Source organism: Micromonospora antibiotica (assembly GCF_017599305.1).
Lineage (GTDB): Bacteria > Actinomycetota > Actinomycetes > Mycobacteriales > Micromonosporaceae > Micromonospora > Micromonospora antibiotica.
Genome location: NZ_JAGFWR010000038.1, coordinates 1 through 16,386 on the forward strand (window position 1 = coordinate 1; position 16,386 = coordinate 16,386).

Sequence of the window (16,386 nt, forward strand, 5' to 3'; positions counted from 1 at the left end):
ACCCGGAAGCTAAGCCCTCCAGCGCCGATGGTACTGCACTCGGGAGGGTGTGGGAGAGTAGGACACCGCCGGACAATCTTTAGTTGAGGCCGACCCTTCGGGGTCGGCCTCAACTGTTTTCACACCCCGAACACCCTCCACCAGGCCACACCATCCACCGGCACGGTCGCGGGACCGGTTGCGGCGTGGCAGCACGCGGGCCCGCGTCCAGAGCCAACGAGCGGCCCGCGTCCGGAGCTGGTGCCGCCTTCGGTGAATCGCCCCGAGCAGCGGGCTTCACCTCGTACCGTCGATGCGGGACCCGGCTCCTGAGGGACCCACACCCAGCATGGCGGGAAACGTGACGTGGAGTACGTCGTGTCCGCAATCGCAGCGGACCGGGCGGGGTACCTGCTGACCGTACGACCGGAACTGACCGTCGGGACCGGCGGAGGCAGGAGTGGTCATGAAGATCGGAATCATTGGTTCGGGGCACATCGGCGGCACCCTCACCCGGCGGCTGAGCGCCCTCGGGCACGACGTGACAGTCGCGAACTCGCGGGGCCCGCAGAGCCTCACCGAGCTGGCCCAGGAGACCGGGGCCACCGCCGGCACGCTGGACCAGGCCGTCCAGGACGCCGAACTCGTCGTGGTGGCGATCCCGCTGCTCGCGGTGCCGGGGCTGCCGCCCCAACCGTTCGACGGCAAGATCGTCGTCGACGCCAACAACTACTACCCGCAGCGCGACGGTGACATCGCCGAGCTGCTCGACCGCAGCCTCAGCTCCAGCCGGTGGACCGCCGACCATCTCAAGGGCGCCCGGGTGGTGAAGACCTTCAACAACATCCAGGCCGCGCACCTGATGGACCACGGCAAGCCGGCCGGAGCCGGTGACCGGATCGCGCTGCCGGTGGCCGGTGACGACGCCGACGCCAAGCAGGTGGTGATGCAGCTCGTCGACGCGCTGGGCTTCGACCCGGTGGACGCCGGCACCCTGGACGAGAGCTGGCGGCAGCAGCCCGACACCCCCGTCTACGGGACCGACCGCGACGCCGAGGGCGTACGCCAGGGACTCGCCGACGCGCGCCCCTGACCGGGGCCGACCCGAAAGAGCACGAGAGCCCCGCCGGTGTCGCCGGCGGGGCTCATCCGTGCCCAGCCCGCCCCCGTGTCTACCCCGGGTCAGGAGCGGGCGGGTGGGGAGAGGTGAGGGGGATCAGGAGGGCTTGGGACCGCAGACGAAGTTCGGCTCGGGGTCGTAGGTCCAGCTGAACTTCTCCCGCTTGACGACCTTGCCGTCCTTCTTGATGACCCGGAACGCGTCCTGGGTGAAACCGGTGCTGCCGGCGGCGGCGATGCACGTCGGGCCGGGCTCCAGGTACACGGTCCTCGGACTGGTGACGTTGCGGCGCGGGCCGTACTCGGTCTTCACGCTGTCGTAGATCTTGGTGCTCCACATCGACACCGTGATGGTGTTCGAGGTCCAGGCAGTGTCGATCAGCACCCCGTGCGGGGTGTTGTTGCGGAACTTGAAGTCGAGGTCGGGCCAGAAGATCGTCGACTCGATCACCGCCGGGTAGCGGCTGAAGTAGAACGAGTGCGGCTTGTGCTCGACGTCCTGGAGGCCGGCGTAGTAGCTGGCGTTGAACAGGGTGGTGGTGAACTGGGAGACACCGCCGCCGACACCGGGGACCAGCTTGCCGCCGAGGATCACCGGGGCGTCCTTGTAGCCCTGGGCGTAGCCGCGCTCGCCGGTGTGCGCGTTCAGCGAGAAGGTCTCACCCGGCTGCACGATCGTGCCGTCGACGTCCTTCGCCGCCTGGATGATGTTCTGGCTGCGCGGTGAGGACAGCCCGCCGGGGAACTTCGTGGAGAAGGTGGAGACCCGCTCCTTGATGCCCAGCTCGGCCAGCTTCGCCTCGGTCAGCTCGGGCTCGGCCTCCTTCAGCTGCCCGGTGACCGTCCGGCCGTCCGCCTTCGGCAGCACCGCGAGCAGGTCCCGGCTCAGCGCCGCCGAGTCGAGCTGCTTCCCGGCCCGCCCCGGGACCACCTTCGGCTTGCCGGCCGAGATGCTCAGACCGGCATCCTTGGGCGTCGACTCGATCGCGGCCAGCTTGCTGCCCAGCGCCGACCGGAGCCGCTTCACGTCGACCTTCGGCGTCAGCTTCCCCTCGTCGTCGGCCGAGAAGCGCAGCGCGCGGGCGATCGCCGCCGGCGGGACACTGACCGACCCCTTGTCGGAGGTGATGGTGACCGGAGCGGCGACGGCCGGCTTCGCCAGCTCGGCGACCAGCCGGTCCACCTCCTCCCGGGTCGTCACCGGGTTCTTCTCCACCACCGGCACCGTCACCGGCTGCCCGGCCAGCCAACCCGTGCGGACCACCCGGGCGGACTGCTCCGCATCGAGGGTCAGGCTCGGCTTGGGGTAGACCGGCTTCGGGGTGGTGCCGGTGAAGATGATCGCCGGCATCGTCATGTCCCGGCCCTGCTTACCGAGGATCTGGCGCAACGCCGCATCCAGCTTGGCGGCGTCCACCGTCACCACCGGCTCGACCGTACGGGAGCCGAACAGCCGGTCCACCGGGTGCGCCCGGGTGTCGGTGGCGGCGGCGACGGTGGCGTCCACGTCCACCGTCAGGCCGACGTCGGCGGGATTGACCTCCGCCCGGTTCTCCCCCACCACCACGGTCAGCGGCGCGTTGAGCCTGTCGGCGCGCTTCTCCAGCTCGGCCCGCAGCTCCTTGGCCGCGTCGGCGCGGCTGCGGCCACCCAGCTCGGTGCCGAGCACGCTCGTGCCGCGCGGGACGTCCCCGGCGTACGCCCAGGCGCCCATGCCGACCACCCCGGCCAGCACCGCGGTGGTCACGCCACCGGCGAGCAGCACCCGCCCGCGTCGCCACCACGGCCCGCCGCCCGGGGCCGAGCCCGCGGCCCCGCCAGCCGTCGGAGGCTCGTCCTCGCCCGGCCAGCTCACCGCGGTGACCTGCACCGTGGGGCGGTCGTCGGAGACCTGATTGTCGCCGTACAGGGTCACAGCCACCTCGATCGGACGTACCACGTGGGGGGTTGCGGCCCCCAGGGACACCTACGGTAGCCAACCGGACGGCCAGCCGACAGCGTGCGTCCGGCCATCCTCACCACCGCGTGTCGTAGCCGGTCACACGGTGTATGACCGATCGTGGCACGGTGTCCGGATGTGCCGACCGGGGCCGCCCTGCGGGGGCGGACGAATCGGCCGGGCGGGGGCGTCGCGCGGTGACCCGGAGTGGCTGGCGGCACAGTTGCACACCCCCGGATCAGCCGGCTGCCGCCGGCCACCACGACCCCGTGGCACCTGCACGCCGGGGGCCGTGGCGGGGTCGGAACGGTCGCGGAGGAGGCGGAGGCGGAAGCGAGGTCGGGACCTTCGCGGCGGAAGCGGAAGCGGGGCCGGGACGGTCGGGGTCGGGGTCGGGGTCGGAACGGCGGAAGCGGAGGCGGGGTCGGCGAGGGCCGACCGCCCGCCGATCAGCGGACCCGGACGCCGACCTCCGGGGACGGCGGCCCGTCGTCCCGCCCGTCGGTCACGGCGACCCGGAACCGGTAGTCGTGCCCCCGGGCCAACAGCACCGCCTGGTGCCGGGTCTCCCGCACGGGGTACGGGCCGACCCGCCACCGCTCCCCGGTGGTGGCGTCGCGCCAGTGCACCCGGTAGGCGAACCCCGACCCGGCCGACCGCCAGGTCAACCGGACCTCGCCGCTGCCGGTGGCCGTCACGTCGAGCCCGGTCGGGGTGGGCAACTGCGGGGTGACCCGGACCGGTGCGCTGCGGGGGCCCGCACCCGCCTGGTTGGTCGCGGCCACCGTGAACTCGTACTCGTGCCCGTTGCGCAGCCCCGGCACGACGGCCCGGGTGCCCCGGGTGGGGATCTCCTCGGCGGTGAAGTCGCGTTCCCCGGCGCTGACGTCCCGCCGGTACACCCGGTGCCAGCCGTCGGCCACCGAAGCGCGCCAGGTCAGCTCCACGCTGCCGGCCCCGGCCTCGGCCCGCAGGTCCGTCGGGGCGGCGGTGGGGGCGGTGAACCGGGCGCGGGCCCGCACCGGCGCGGACCGGGCCCCCGCTCCGCCGTCGTTGACCGCGTCGACCGTGAACTCGTACTCGTGGCCGTGGGTCAGGTGCCGGGCGACGTGCCCGGCGCTGACCTCCACCGCCGGTGGGCCGTCCTGCGGGGTGCCGGCGGTCAGGTCGCGGCGGTACACCCGGTAGGAGACACCCGGGCCGAGCGTCCGCCAGGACAACCGTACGGTGCCGTCCGGCTGCCCGAAGGCGACCAGCCCCGGCGGTGGGGCGGGCGGGGTGACCAGGGCGGTCGCCCGGACCGGCTCGGACGGTGGGCTGTCCCCGCCGCCACCGACCGCGACCACGGTGAACGCGTACGTGTGCGCGTGCCGGAGGAACCCGACGGTGGCGGTGGTGCCGGTGAAGGTGCCGACCGTGGTCTCCTCCCCGGTGCCCAGGTCGTGCTGCGTCACCCGGAAGAGCTGGACGAACGGCACCGGCTCCCAGCCCAGTGCGACGTCACCGGCCCGGCCGGGCACCGCCCGCAGGCCCTGCGGCGGTGGCGGTGGCGGCACCGTGGCGGTCACCCGGCCGACCGGTGAGGGTGCGCTCTCGCCGCGCCGGCCCAGCGTGCTCACCCGGAACTCGTAGTCGTGCCCGTTGGTCAGGAAGTCGGCCGAGAAGCGGGGAGCGGTGGTCGGCTCGCCGATCCGGACGAAGTGGGTCTGGCCGGCGGTGACGTCCCGCCGGTGCACCTGGTAGCGCAGCTCGTCGTCGGCGCGTACCGGCGGCCAGTCCAGTTCGGCGGTGCCGGCGCCGCCCGGTCGGGCGGTGAGCGTCGACGGCGCCGGGGGGAGGTCGGCGTGGTCCGGTCGGTCGCGGGGCCACGCCAGCTCGACGAAACGCGGCCGGTAGAGGCCCGCGTCGGCGTAGGTGACCGAGTCGTCGACGTCGTTGACGTTGTAGGACAGGAGCAGCCGACCGGGGCGGGCCAGCTCCGGGTGCAGGTCGACGTCGTAGACCAGGTGACCGGCGGCGGTCTCCGGGGCTTGGTGCAGGTAGTCCGGGCCGGTGAACGGGCCGGTCGGCGCGTCGGCCGAGTAGGCCACCAGATCGCCGCTGAACACCAGGTTGTTCTCCTGGGTGACCAGCACGTACCGACCGCCGATCCGCTGTACGCCGTAGGCGGTGCCGACGCCGCTGAGCAGCCGGGTCGAGGCGCGGTCGTCGGTGGACCAGCCGTCACCGGTCCAGAACTCCCACCGGCCGGTCAGGTCGTCGCCGGCCACCCGGGCCAGGTGGGCGAACTTCGCCCCGCCGGCCGCCTCGGTGCCGTACACGTAGGTGTGCCCGCCGTCGCGGAGCAGCTCCGAACCCCAGGAGACCCGGGCGCCCAGTGGCAACGGGCGGACCCCGGTGGGGGTGAGCGTGGGCAGCGCGAAGCTGGCCAGTGCGGTGCCGACCAGGGTGTGGTCGAGCGGGCTGAGGCCGGTGCGCCGGTAGCGGTGGACCAGCACCTGGAGGGTGTCGCCGGAGACGGTGGCGTCGCCGATCCAGGAGAACTCGCCGGGTGCCGTCGGGGGCACCAGGTCGCGCGGGTCCTCGGTGGTGCCGCCGTGCACCGTCTCGGCGAGCTGGTCGCCCCGCTGCACGATGGCCGAGTTGTGGATGAAGGGTGCGGTGCGGGGCCGGGAACCGTCGGGGTGCACCGGGCCGAGGAACGTGTCGGAGAAGAGCCAGAGCAGCCGGCCGTCGGGCAGTCGTACCGAGGCCGTCCGGTCGGCACCGTTCCACCGGCCGGAGGTGTCGCCGTAGTCGTCGAAGGCGGCGGCCAGCCGGGCGGCAACCGGCCCACTGTCCGGCAGGGCCCGGTGCGGTGCCGCCCCGGGCACGGTGGCGAGCAGGACGAGCAGCCCGACGACGAGCAGCCAGCGCACCGGCCGGCGGGTGCCGGTCAGCCCACGACGGACGCCGGCCAGCTGCCGGACCGGGTCGACCACCGCCACCAGAAACCCCCGTCTACCGGTCACCTACCGGCAGGGTGTCACGACCCGGGACGGCGACGGTAGCCGTCGGAAGGGTGGAGGCGACCGACGCATCCGTTCTGCGGTGGATTGTCGACACTGCGGTGCCGACGGCGGTGACCGTCGCCGTGACCAGGGCCGCCCCGGCGATACCGGCGACGGTGTGCGGCACGACCGTGGCGGTCGCGGCCACGAAGCCGACCGTGGAGATCCACAATGGTGCCGAGGGCCACCGGGCCGACGCCGCGACCCGGGCGTTGATCAGCACGAAGACCAACGCGTACAGGGCCCCGGTGGCGGCGAAGAGCGGTGCGAGGCCGCCGTACCGGGCGTACTCCGGGCCACCGGCCAGCCCGAACGCCAGCCCGCCGGCCAGCGCCGAGGCGAGCACCAGCGCCGCCCCGGCCGCACCGACCAGGAGCAGCGCCGTACGCAGCGTCCCCCGGTCACCCCGGGCCAGCCGGGGCAGGGCGATGACCGTCACCACCTGGGGCGCCCACAACGCGCCCTTGGTCAGCACCGTGCCGACCGCGTACGTGCCGGAGGCATCGGGGGGCAGGAACCGGCGGGCCAGCAGCAGGTCGGCGTACGACACCACGAGCATCGCCAGGGTCGCCCCGCTGGCGGTGAGCACCGTGCGGGTGGTCAGGGTCGGGGCCACCGGGTCGATACCGGCCCCCCGGTTGAGCCGGACCAGCAGCGCCAGCACCAGTACGGAGGTGACCGCCCCGGCCAGCAGCGCCCCGGTCAACCCGCCGCCCAGCGCCAGTCCGGCGATCATCCCGCCGTAGCGGCCGGCGGCGAGCAGCGCCATCCCGCCGGCCAGCCGCAGGAAACGCTGGTCGCCCTGGAGTTCGCCCAACCACCGGCCGGCGGCCACCACCGCCACGGTCAGCACCCCGAGCAGCAGCACCGCCGGGCCGGTCAGCCGCAGCCCGACGGCGGCCACCGGCAGCAGCACGGCCAGCAGCGCGGCGGTCACCGCCACGGTCAGCAGGGTGGGGCGGGCGGTGGCGGCCCGGCCGTGCCGGGCCCGGTGCACGGCCACCGCGATCTGGAGGCCGGTGCTGGCCACGCCGCCGATCGCGCCGAGCGCCAGCAGGGTGGCCAGCGCGCTCAGCTCCGCCGGGGCGAGGTGCCGGGCAGCGAGGACCGGCACCACGTAGGCGAGCCCGTTGACGAAGACCCCGGCCAGGGTGACGGCCACCCCGGCGACGCCGATCCCGAGTCGCCGGCCGTGCCCGTCGTCCGATGTTGTGCCCATCACCGCTCCGTGTCGCCGGCCGCGCCGGTCGTCCGCTGCCCGCCCGTGACCGTCCCGGGTCGCCGGCTCCGCCGGTCACCAGCAGCGCAAGTACAGTGTCGCCACGCCGGCGCCGATCGCCGGGTCAGCCTAGTGAGGAGGTCAACCCCTGCGGGAGAGGTCGATCCTCGTCGCCACCGGGCTGGCCGTCACCGCGCTGGTGCTGGCTCCGCTGGCCGCGCCCGGCTATGTGCTCAGCTACGACATGGTCTTCGTGCCCCACCAGCCGTGGCGGGCCGAACTGGTCGCGCCGGTCGACTCGCTGCCCCGGGCGGTGCCGCTGGACGCCCTGGTCTCGCTGGCCAGCCAGGCGGTGCCGGGATGGCTGCTGCAACGGGTGGTGCTGGCCGGGGTGCTGCTGCTCGCCGCGATCGGGGCCGGCCGGCTGGTGCCCACCGGGCAGCCGGTCGTGCGGGTGGTCGCCGCCGTCGGATACGCCTGGACGCCGTACCTGGCGGAGCGGCTGCTGATCGGGCACTGGGGGCTGCTGCTGGCGTACGGGGCGCTGCCGTGGCTGGTCGACGCCGCGATCCGGGTGCACCGGCCAGGAGGGCTGCGCCGGCTGCTGCTGGTCGCGCTGCCCGCCGTGGTGACCCCGACGGGTGGCCTGATCGCCCTGGTCACGGTCGCCGTGCTGGTCGCCCGACGGGGTGCCGCCCGGACGACCGCGGTGGCCGTCGGCGCGCTGCTGGTGCTGAACCTGCCGTGGCTGGTGGTCGCCGGGTTGAGCGCGGCGGACGCCCGGACCGACCCGGCCGGGGTGGCCGCTTTCGCGGCGCGGGCCGAGAACTGGAGCGGGGTGTTCGGCGCGCTGGCCGGCACCGGGGGGATCTGGAACGGGCAGACCACCCCGCTGAGCCGCTCGTCGCCGTTGACGCCGGTGGCGACGGCGCTGCTGCTGGTGCTGGCGGGGTACGGCGTCCGGACGTTGCGCGGACGCTGGCCGGTCGGGGTGGCGGACCGGGTCGCCGGGTTGGCCGCCGCCGGATTCCTGACCGCTCTGCTGGGGGTGCTGCCGGGGGGTTCCACCCTGCTGGGGTGGGCGGTGGCGTCGGTGCCGGGGGCCGGGGTGCTGCGCGACGGGCAGAAGTTCCTCATCCCGTACGCGCTGCTGCTGGTGGTGGCCGGGGCGCTCGGCGCGGAACGACTGGCCGACCGGGTCGCCGCCCGGGGGGCGACCGGTGGCGCGCGGGCGTTGCTCGTCGCCGTGCTGCTGCTGCCCGTGGTGGTGCTGCCCGATCTGGCGTTCGGTGCGGCGGGCCGGCTGCGCCCGGTGGCGTACCCGGCGGACTGGGACGCGGTGGCCCGCCGGCTCGACGGCCGGTCCGGGGAGGTGCTGTCGCTGCCGTTCGGGGCCTACCGGGCGTACCCGTGGAACGACGGCCGGACGGTGCTGGACCCGCTGCCCCGCTACGTCGACGCCGACGTGCTGGTGGACGACACCCTCTGGGTGGGCGCGACCGGGGTGCGGGGGGAGAACCCGCGTGCCGCCGAGGTGGGCCGGGTGCTGGCCGCCGGTGGCCCGGTCGCCGTGACCGGGGTGCGCTGGGTGGTGGTGCAGCGGACGGTCGACGGCCAGCGGGTCGACCCGGCGGCGCTGGTCGGGTTGCGCGAGGTGTACGCCGGTGTGGACCTCACCCTCTATGAGAATCCGGCCGGGCGCTGACCGGAGCGGTCAGCCGTCCCGGGTGGGCGGCGGGGCGGCCGTCGACACCGACAACGGGCGGGTGCGGGCCGAGGTCCGGCCACCGGTGCTCCGGGCCGCCCGGCGGGCCGGTGGTGATCACCCGCGCGACTCTCCCGGTGTGGGCTACTTGGTGGTAACGTGCCGCGCACGCAGCTCACGAGGAGGAAAACAGCACCATGCGCAGTGCTCTCTCGTTGGTTCTGGTCGCGGTAGCCGCGATCGCTCTGGGTGCCTTCGGCACGGTGGCGTTGGCCACCACGCTGACCGGTACGTCGGCGGCCGAGGCGGCGAAGGCCGAGCAGGCCGCCCGCACCGAGTCCGGCGGCGGCAACGGTGGTGCCAACCAGCCGCTGGTCTACGGCACCAAGTAGGACTGTTCCACCTGCGCGACCGGTGACCCTGCCGGATCCGTCCGCCCGACCGGCGGCACCGCCGGACCCGATCGCCCGACCGGTGACCCTGCCGGCCCTGACTGCCCTGCCGGCGATCCCGCCGGAGCCTGCTGCTCGACCGACGATCCTGTCGTACCGTTCGCGGCCCTCGTGACGAGGGCCGCGAACTTCTTTCCCGAGACCGGCCAGGTGAACCGGGCGGCGTGGGCGCGGGCCGCCGTGCCCATGGTGGCCCGGTAGCCGTCGTCGGTCAGCAGCAGCCGCACCTTGGCCACGAAGTCGTCGACGTCCTCGGCGAGCAGACCGGTCTCCCCGTCGACCAGGGACTCCTCGACCCCACCCGCACCCCGGAACGCCACCGTCGGAGTGCCGACCGCGCCGGCCTCGACGATGGTGAGCCCCCAGCCCTCCTTGAGCGACGGGGTGAGCGCCACCCAGGCCGAGGCGAGCAGGTGCCGCTTGTCGGCGTCGGAGACGAAGCCGGTGAACCGGACCCGGTCGGTGAGGCCCAGCTCGGCGGCGGTGTGCCGCAGCTGCGCCTCCCACCAGCCCTGCCCGGCGACAGTCAGGGTCAGGCCGGGCAGTTCGTCACCGAGCGCGGCGAGGGTGGCCAGGGCCACCTCGACCTGCTTGTGCGGGACCAGCCGGCCGAGCACCACCAGCGACGGTTCCGGCGAGCGGGGCACCGGGCCGACGGTCATGTCGGGGGTGCCGTTGTGCACGATGTCGACCCGGGCCGGGTCGATGCCGAGGGTGGCCAGCTCGTCACGGGTGGCGGCGGAGACGGTGACGTACCGGCAGCGGCGGTAGACCCGGGGGGCGAGCCAGGACTCCACCCACCAGCCGAACCGGGCCAGGCTCGGGCCGAGCACCACCGGCCACTGCTCCCGGTGCACGTGGTGCACCAGCGCGATGACCGGACGGCGGGCGTAGAGGGCGGACAGGAACGGCAGGCCGTTGCCGACGTCGACGATCAGGTCGGGTCGACCGCCGTGGCGGCGGCTCAGCGGGCCGAAGCCGAGCGCGCCGGCCAGGTACGCCAGGGCGGCCCGGAGGTAGACGGTGTGCCGGCCGCCGCGCCGCAGCACCCGTACGCCGCCGGGGGTGGTCTCCTCGGCGGGGCCGGCGGGGTGGGTGGCGCAGAGCAGGGTGGCCCGGTGGCCGTGCCGGACGAGTTCCCCGGCGATCCGCTCGACGTACACCTCCGAGCCGCCACCCTCCGGATTCCGGGTGTCCCGCCAGTTGAGGAACAGTACGTGCCTGGTGGTGGCGGCAGCGGGTGCGTCCAACACTCAACTCCTACTGCCGAGTAGTCTTCGCGGTCGCGTCACACTATGGGCTGCGTCACGCACGTCGCAATGCCCGATCGGAGGCGAGATGCAGCAGTCGCCGGGCCGTCCGGGGGCGGCCGACGGGCCGGACGACACATCCAGCACGGTGTGGCGTGTGCGGTTGGTTGCGGTGTGTCTGGCTTTGTCCGCACTGGCTTTCCTCCAGGACCCCGGCCTGATCGCCATCGACACCAAGGTCGACCTGGCCATCGATCCGGCCGGATGGCTGACCCGGGCCCTGCACGTCTGGGACCCCGACGGCACCTTCGGGCAGTTGCAGAATCAGGCGTACGGCTACCTCTGGCCGATGGGACCGTTCTTCCTGCTCGGCAAGCTGCTCGCCGTACCGGCCTGGGTGGTGCAGCGGCTGTGGTGGGCGTTGCTGCTGACGGTGGCCTGCGTCGGTGTCGTCCGGCTCGCCGAGCGGCTGCACGTGGGCACCCCGTGGGCCCGGTTGCTCGCCGGGGCCGCCTTCGCGCTCTCCCCCCGGCTGCTCACCGAACTCGGCCCGATCTCGGTGGAGGCGTGGCCCAGTGCGCTCGCCCCGTGGGTGCTCGTCCCGCTCGTCGGGCTGGCCGACGGGGTGCCGCTGCGCCGGGCGGTCACCAGGTCGGCCCTGGTGGTGGCCTGCGCCGGTGGGGTCAACGCGACCGCCGTGCTGGCCGTGGTGCCGCTGGCCGCGCTCTGGCTGCTCGGCCTGCATCCGCTGCGTCTGCGGGTGAAGGCGCTGTTCGCCTGGGGGCTCGCGGTGGGCGCGGCGACCGCCTGGTGGCTGGTGCCGTTGTTGCTGCTCGGCCGGTACAGCCCGCCCTTCCTCGACTACATCGAGACCGCGCCGGTGACCACCACCCCCACCGACGCCACCACCGTGCTGCGGGGCGCCTCGCACTGGCACGCCTACCTCAACGGCGCGTACGGGCCGCCGTGGACGGCGGGTTGGCGGCTCGCCACCGAACGACCCCTGGTGGTCGCCACCCTGGTGGTCGCCGGGCTGGGCATCGCCGGGCTGGCCCGTCGGGGCATGCCGCACCGGCGGTTCCTGGTCACCGGCCTGCTGGTCGGGCTGGCCCTGGTCGGGCTCGGGCACCTCGGCCAGCTCGACGGGTTCGGCGCGCAGACCCAGCGGACCTTCCTCGACGCGGCGGGTGCACCGCTGCGCAACGTGCACAAGTTCGACGTGGTGCTCCGGCTGCCGCTCATCCTCGGCCTGGCCCACCTGGTCGGGCTGGTGCTGCGGGCCGCCCGCACCGGCGACCGGCCCGAACTGGCCGCTCTGCTGCCCCGGCCGCTCCAGCCGGTGCGGCTGCGCGCCGGCCTGGTCACCGGCACCGCCCTGGTCGCGGTCGCCGCGGTGGCCGCGCCCGCGCTCGGCGGCGGGCTGGCCGCCCCCGGCAGCTTCACCGGGGTACCCGGCTACTGGCAGCAGGCGTCGAACTGGCTGGACCGGGCCGTCGGCGACGACCGGGTGCTGGTGGTGCCGGCCGCCCGCTTCCCCCGCTACCTGTGGGGCAGCCCCAGCGACGAGATCACCCAGCCGTTGTCGAACCGGCCGTGGGCGGTGCGCAGTTCGGTGCCGCTCACCCCGCCCGGCACCATCCGGCTGCTGGACACCGTCGAGTCGGCGCTGGCCGACGGGCAGGGCTCCGCCGGCCTCGCCGACCTGCTCGCCCGCTCCGGGGTGAAGTACCTGCTGCTGCGCTCCGACCTCGACTACGGGCACAGCGGCGCCGTCCGGCCGGTGGTGGTCCGGCAGGCGCTGCTGCGTTCCCCCGGCATCGAACCGGTGCGTGGGTTCGGCCCCGAGGTCGGCGGGGGCCGGCTGCCCGGCAACGTCGTCGACCGGGGACTGGACGTCGGGGTCCGGGCCCTGGAGGTGTACGAGGTCCGCCGCGCCGTCGACCAGGTCGTCGCGTACGACGCCGCCGACCTGACCACTGTCGTCGGCGGCCCCGAGTCGCTGCTGCCGCTGGCCGCCGCCGGCCGGCTCTCCGCCGCGCCCACCGTGCTCGCCGGGGACCGCCCGGCCGGGCTGGTCGCGTCACAGGTGACGCTCACCGACGGGTTGCGCCGCCGGGAGGTGGCCTTCGGGCAGCAGCACGACAACGCCTCGGCCACCATGACCGCCCGGGACCGCCCCCAGCTCGACGCCCCGGCCCGGGACTACCTGCCGCCGTGGGCCGAGGGGGAGTCCACCGTGGTGCGCTACCTCGGCATCGGCGGGGTGTCCGCGTCCAGCTCCTGGTCGCAGGCGCAGCCGCTGGGCGGTGGCCGCCCCGAACACCAGCCGTACGCGGCGGTCGACGGTGACCTGAGCACGTCGTGGCGGTCCGCCCCGGGGACCCGCGCGCCGGGGCAGTGGTTCGAGGTGGAGCTGGATCGGCCGCAGGTCGTGCGGCAGGTGCGGATCACCTTCGACACCGGGGCCGATTCGCTGCCCACCAGGATCACCGTGACCGCCGGCCGGCAGCAGGCCACCGTGCAGACCGCCGGGCAGAGCGTGGAGGTGACCCTGTCCGACGGCTACCCCACCCGGTTCGTCCGGGTCACCGTCGAGGAGGTCTTCGACGTCCGGGCCGGCTTCGGTGGGGTGGGCGTCGCCGAACTCGTCATCCCCGGTGTCGAGGCCGCCCGGACCCTGGTGGTGCCGGCCCCACCGGCCACCGACCGGCCGGCAACGATGGTGTTCGGGGCCGCCCCGGCCACCCCGGCGTGCGTCTTCGACGAGGGCCGGCCGCTCTGCGCCGGGGCGATGGCCCGCGCCTCCGAGGACAGCGACCGGATCGACCGCACCGTGCAGCTGCCGGTCGGCACGGACTACCGGGTCGCGCTGTGGGCCCGGCCCAGGCCCGGCGGGGCGCTCAACGCGCTGCTCGACCCCGGTGGGGCGGCGGCGGTCACCACCGGGGTCACCCCGACCGTGGCCGCCTCGACCGTCGGCGTGTCCCACCCGACCGCCCGCCCCGGCGCGGTGGTCGACGGGAACCCCGCGACCATCTGGTACGCCGCCGACGCCGACCGGCAACCATGGCTGCGGTTGACCTGGCCGAAGGCGCGTACCGTCACCGGGCTGCGGATCACCCTGCCACCCGGTGCGGCGGCGGCCCGCCCCTGGCGGGTCACCGTGCTCGGCGACGAGGGGATGCGCGGCGGGGTGCTCGACGAGGGCGGCACGCTGCTGTTCGACCGGCCGATGCGCAGCGACGACCTGACCGTGCTGATCGCCGACGTGGTGCCGGTGGCGTCGTACGACCCGTACGGGCGGGTGACGCAGGGCCTGCCGGTGGGGGTGGGTGAGCTGACCGTGCTGCCGGACGGCCCGGCCACCCCGGCGGACCCCGCGAAGCGGGTGACCCTGCCCTGCGGCACCGGCCCGACGGTGACCGTGGCCGGTGGGCAACGCCGGACCGCGCTGGTCGCCAGCCGGCGGGACCTGGTGGAACTGCGCGAGGTGCCGGCGGTGCTCTGCGGTCCGGCCGCGAAGACGCCGCTGCGGCTGACCGCCGGGGAGAACCGGGTGGTGGCGGCGGGGACCCGGCTGACCGTACCCACCCGGCTCGCCCTCACCCCGACGGACGCCCCAGCCGGCGGGACCTCCGCCCGCCCGGCGACGACCGGCGGGTCGGGGATCGCCGGCACGGACGGCGGCGGTACGGCGGCACCCGGGGCCGGCGACGCGACGAACGGACCCCGACAACCCGGGGCGACCCGGACGGTGCTGCGGGTCGACGAGTGGTCGGCCACCCGGCGGGTGCTGCGCCTGGAGAGCTACCCCGGCCAGCGGGTGCTGGCGCTGCGGGAGAACGCCAACGCGGGCTGGGTGGCCACCGCAGCCGGCCGGACCCTCACCCCGTTCGTGGTGGACGGCTGGCAGCAGGGCTGGCTGGTGCCGGCCGACGTCGCCGGTGCGGTGACGCTCCACTTCGCCCCGGACCGGGGGTACGTGGCGGCGCTCGGGGCCGGGGCGGTGCTGCTGACCGGGGTCGCCCTGCTGGCGGTGCTGCCGGCACGGCGTACCCCGGGAATGGTGGCGGTGGTGCGGCGCAGGCGCGGACGGGTGCTCGCCGCGCTCGTCGGTGGTGGGGCGTTGCTGCTGTTCGGCGGGCCGGCGGCGGTCGGGGTGGCACTGGCGGTGGTGGTCGTGGTGCTGGCCGGGCGGGCCCTGGAGCCGCACCTGCACCCGCCGGACCGGCGGGGTATGCACCGGCTGCGCCGGGCGACCGTGCGCTGGCTGCCGGTGGCGTGTTTCGCGGTGGCCGGCTGGTGGGCGGCGACCCGGGGTGGGCACACCGCCTGGCTGCCTCAGTTGGCCGCGGTCGCCACCGCCACCCTGCTCTGGCTGTCGCTGGTGCTGCGCCGACGCGGCCACCGGCCACCCCAGCGTTGGAAGGGGCGCTCCACCGCGTAGTAGCTGACCGCCGCGAGGACCAGCCCACCGGCGACGGTGAGGGCGAACGTGCCGAGCGGGTCACCGGTGAACTCCGGCCGGCCGTCGACCAGGTAGATCCCCTCCAGCACCAACGGGTGCCAGAGGAACAGCCCGTACGACACCCGGCCCAACCACCGGCCGACGATGCTGTCGAAGACGCCCTTGGTGCGGGTCTGCGGCCCGAACGCCACCGGCACGATCAGCAGCACCGCGACCACCAGGTAGAGCACCAGCTTGGTGGCGAACTGGCCGGCGGTCGGCTCGGCCAGGTCCCGGGGGCCGGTGACCGGGGTGGTGGCGACGGCCAACGCGCCCAGGGCGATCGTCCAGCAGGCCAGCGGGGCCCGGCCCAGGTCGTCCAGGAAGCGCCAGCGCCCGCCCCGGCCGGTGCGCAGCGCGACCTGCGCGCCGGCCAGGGCCATCCCGGCCCCGAACCAGCCGGCGTACGAGGGCAGCCACATGGTGTGCAGGCCGAGGCTGAGTACGCCCGCACCCATCAACGCCACCCAACCCCCGGTCACCACCGTCGCGGCCACCGCGATCCGCAGCACCCCGTCCGGGTGGGCCGACGCCGGCGGGCCTGGTGTCGGTCGTCGCCGGCCGAGCAGGAGGACCGCCAGCACCGGCAGCAGCAGATAGAACGTGACCTCGGTGGCCAGGCTCCAGGTCTGGCTGATCCCGTGCCGGAGCTGACCGTGCTGGTAGATCTGGGTCAGCGTGAGGTGCCGCAGCCAGTCACCTGTCGACGCCGGCCGGTTCTGCGGCAGCACCAGCAGGCAGACCACCACCGCCACCCAGTAGGCGGGCAGGATCCGGGTGGCCCGCCGCCACAGGTAGCGGCCGGTGCCCGGGGGCTGCTGACCCGTCGCCCGCGCGTGCGCGTACGGCCGGAACAGCAGGAAACCGGAGAGGACGAAGAAGACCGCGACCCCCACGTCGAGCCGGGACAGCCAGGCCCCGACGGCGGTGTCGCCGGTGTTGCGCCCGGTGGCGAAACCGACGTGGTGCCCCACCACGGCGAGTGCTCCGATCACCCGGACGGCGTCGAGCGCGGGCAGCCGCCGCAGGACCTGATCGGGAATCGGGGCAGACATCAACCGTCCAGAGGGTCGCGGGGCTATGTGACTCGGGAGTAACGTGCGGCCAAGTTTTACATCTTCGATCTTCCGCCGGTAACCGGCTGACCGTCTTTGTTAGGGGAGGAC

General features: G+C 74.8%; 8 protein-coding genes, 1 rRNA gene and 1 pseudogene. 5 read left to right on the plus strand and 5 right to left on the minus strand.

Translation table 11 applies throughout. The annotated features are described in order from the left end of the window. Both rrf and JQN83_RS31540 read left to right on the plus strand, forming a co-directional pair. Positions 1–74: ribosomal RNA gene (gene rrf / locus JQN83_RS34465) — 5S ribosomal RNA — on the plus strand; the annotation flags it as partial. 371 nt (positions 75–445) lie between these two features. After that, positions 446–1,072, plus strand: a complete 627-nt coding sequence (locus JQN83_RS31540; protein WP_208570801.1) for an NADPH-dependent F420 reductase — start codon at positions 446–448, stop codon at positions 1,070–1,072. Positions 1,073–1,195: 123 nt separating this feature from the next. Here the strand turns inward: JQN83_RS31540 and JQN83_RS31545 are convergent, their stop codons facing one another. The 3 genes from JQN83_RS31545 to JQN83_RS31555 form a co-directional block, all read right to left on the minus strand. Continuing rightward, positions 1,196–3,019, minus strand: a complete 1,824-nt coding sequence (locus tag JQN83_RS31545) for a VanW family protein (RefSeq protein ID WP_208570802.1) — start codon at positions 3,017–3,019, stop codon at positions 1,196–1,198. A 467-nt stretch (positions 3,020–3,486) separates the two neighbouring features. Next, the gene (locus tag JQN83_RS31550; protein WP_208570803.1) at positions 3,487–6,048 is read right to left on the minus strand and encodes a DUF5005 domain-containing protein; all 2,562 of its coding nucleotides are present in this window, start codon (positions 6,046–6,048) and stop codon (positions 3,487–3,489) included. Next, positions 6,038–7,306, minus strand: coding sequence for a polysaccharide biosynthesis protein (locus JQN83_RS31555; protein ID WP_208570804.1), 1,269 nt, complete (start codon positions 7,304–7,306; stop codon positions 6,038–6,040). The genes JQN83_RS31550 and JQN83_RS31555 overlap by 11 nt, the downstream gene beginning before the upstream one ends. A 148-nt stretch (positions 7,307–7,454) precedes the next feature. On the opposite strand from JQN83_RS31555, the gene JQN83_RS31560 reads away from it, so the two are divergent. Together JQN83_RS31560 and JQN83_RS31565 are read left to right on the plus strand one after the other, a co-directional pair. Next, positions 7,455–9,011 (plus strand): MmpA family trehalose lipid delivery protein, encoded by a 1,557-nt coding sequence (locus JQN83_RS31560; RefSeq protein ID WP_504739810.1) that lies wholly within the window; start codon positions 7,455–7,457, stop codon positions 9,009–9,011. 197 nt (positions 9,012–9,208) lie between these two features. After that, positions 9,209–9,403: a hypothetical protein gene (locus JQN83_RS31565; protein WP_208570806.1), complete on the plus strand. Its 195-nt coding sequence runs from the start codon at positions 9,209–9,211 to the stop codon at positions 9,401–9,403. Positions 9,404–9,567: 164 nt separating this feature from the next. Here JQN83_RS31565 and JQN83_RS31570 read toward each other — a convergent pair. Further along, positions 9,568–10,713, minus strand: a pseudogene (locus JQN83_RS31570) (glycosyltransferase family 4 protein); the annotation flags it as partial. Positions 10,714–10,801: 88 nt separating this feature from the next. Between JQN83_RS31570 and JQN83_RS31575 the strand changes: the two are divergent. Beyond that, a complete protein-coding gene (locus JQN83_RS31575; protein WP_443674027.1) occupies positions 10,802–15,160 on the plus strand; it encodes an alpha-(1->3)-arabinofuranosyltransferase in 4,359 nt (1,452 codons plus the stop codon). Here the strand turns inward: JQN83_RS31575 and JQN83_RS31580 are convergent. Then, entirely contained in the window at positions 15,055–16,275 is a 1,221-nt protein-coding gene (locus tag JQN83_RS31580; RefSeq protein WP_208570809.1) for an acyltransferase family protein, read from the minus strand. The two genes, JQN83_RS31575 and JQN83_RS31580, sit on opposite strands and share 106 nt — an antisense overlap. Positions 16,276–16,386 lie beyond the last annotated feature (111 nt).